At 58.0% G+C, this 1,732-nt stretch carries 2 protein-coding genes; both read right to left on the minus strand.

Features of this window, described 5'->3' with window-relative positions; translation table 11 throughout:
• Positions 1–95 precede the first annotated feature (95 nt).
• Positions 96–566: a 6,7-dimethyl-8-ribityllumazine synthase gene (gene ribH / locus ABX749_RS31830; protein ID WP_372899582.1), complete on the minus strand. Its 471-nt coding sequence runs from the start codon at positions 564–566 to the stop codon at positions 96–98.
• Positions 559–1,732: transcription termination factor Rho (rho, locus tag ABX749_RS31835; RefSeq protein ID WP_372899581.1), on the minus strand; the 1,174-nt coding region annotated here is incomplete at its 5' end. The genes rho and ribH, both read right to left, overlap by 8 nt.

Below are 1,732 nucleotides of genomic sequence, written 5' to 3' on the forward strand. Positions count from 1 at the left end.
AGTCGTCGACAGACGCTCCCCACTTTATCGTTTTGCCCCTATCGTTTTGCCCCCCAATCTCCAACTCGGGACTGAGAGAACAACGGTTTGATGGCTCAAGCTTCCAACTTGACAGCCAATCGCAACAATTCCACCACCGCCTCGGCGGCTTCGTTGCCTTTGTTGCCGACCGTTCCGCCGCTACGTTGAAGCGCTTGTTCGAACGTGTTGCAGGTCAGTAGTCCAAAACCGATGGGTTTGCGGGTTTGGACACCCAATTGCATCACCGCATCGCTGACGCTGCGATTGATATGTTCATCGTGCGTCGTTTCGCCCTTGATCACGCAGCCGAGCGTGACAACGCCGAGCACATCGTCGCGGTCGAGTGCATTGGCGGCCACCATGACCAGTTCCCAGGCACCGGGGACGCGGATGATCTCCAGGTCGGCTTCGGTGTAGCCGGCTTCGGTCAGCGTTTCGACGCTGCCGCGGACCAGTGAATCACAAATGCCTTCGTTATAGCGACTGGCGACGATGACAATTTTGCCGGAGGGCAGCTGGCCATCAACACCCGTAATCTCAGTCAACATCCTTCACGCTCAGCAAAAACTCGGCATTGTTCTGTGTCTTTTTCAACCGTTTGATCAGGTCGTCCATGGCATCGACCGGCGAGACCTCGGACAACGCGCGTCGCACCGCAGAGATCCGTTTGAACTCCTCTTTGTCCAGCAGCATTTCTTCGCGGCGCGTGCCGCTTCGGCTGATGTCGATTGCCGGCCAGATCCGTCGATCCACCAGCGCCCGGTCCAAGACGATTTCCAGATTTCCGGTCCCTTTGAATTCCTCAAAGATCACGTCATCCATCTTGCTGCCGGTATCGACCAACGCGGTGGCGATGATCGTCAGCGACCCGCCCTCTTCGGTTTTTCGGGCCGAGCCAAAGATCGACTTGGGTTTCTGCATCGCGCCGGCATCCAGTCCGCCGCTGAGCAACTTGCCGGTGGATTCGCCGTCACTGTTGTGGGCCCGGGCCAGCCGCGTGATCGAATCGAGGAAGACGACCACGTCGACGCCGGCTTCAACCATCCGTTTGGCTTTTTCGATCACCATCTGAGCGACTTGGATGTGTCGCTGGGCGGGTTCGTCAAACGTGCTGCTGATGACTTCGCACTGCGGCCCACGGACTTCGCGTTCCATGTCCGTCACTTCTTCGGGACGTTCATCTATCAGCAGAATAAACACATAGGCTTCGGGATAGTTCGCCAGGACCGCGCGAGCCATGTTTTGCATCAGCACGGTTTTGCCGGCACGGGGTGGGCTGACGATCAAACCACGTTGTCCAAACCCGATCGGCGTCAACATGTCGACCACGCGTGTGGACATCTCGCCGCCTTCGTGTTCCATCATGATCCGACGATCGGGATGCAACGGCGTCAGGTCCTCAAACGGGATCGCGGCGTTGCGTTGCGAGGGGTCGCGTCGATTGATCGCCTCGATTCGCAGCAGGGCGAAATAGCGTTCGTTTTCTTTGGGCGGACGGATCTGGCCGGCGACATGGCTGCCGGTTTGCAGTCCGAAGCGTCGAATTTGGCTGGGCGAAACATAGATGTCGTCGGGACACGAGACGTAATGATGTTTGCTGCTCCGCAGAAACCCGAACCCGTCGGGCAGGATCTCCAGCGTCCCTTCGCCATACATCAAACCACCGACTTTCATGCGGTGCTTCAAGACGGCAAAGATCAGCTCCTGCTTC

The organism is Stieleria sp. (assembly GCF_041595215.1).
GTDB lineage: Bacteria > Planctomycetota > Planctomycetia > Pirellulales > Pirellulaceae > Stieleria > Stieleria magnilauensis.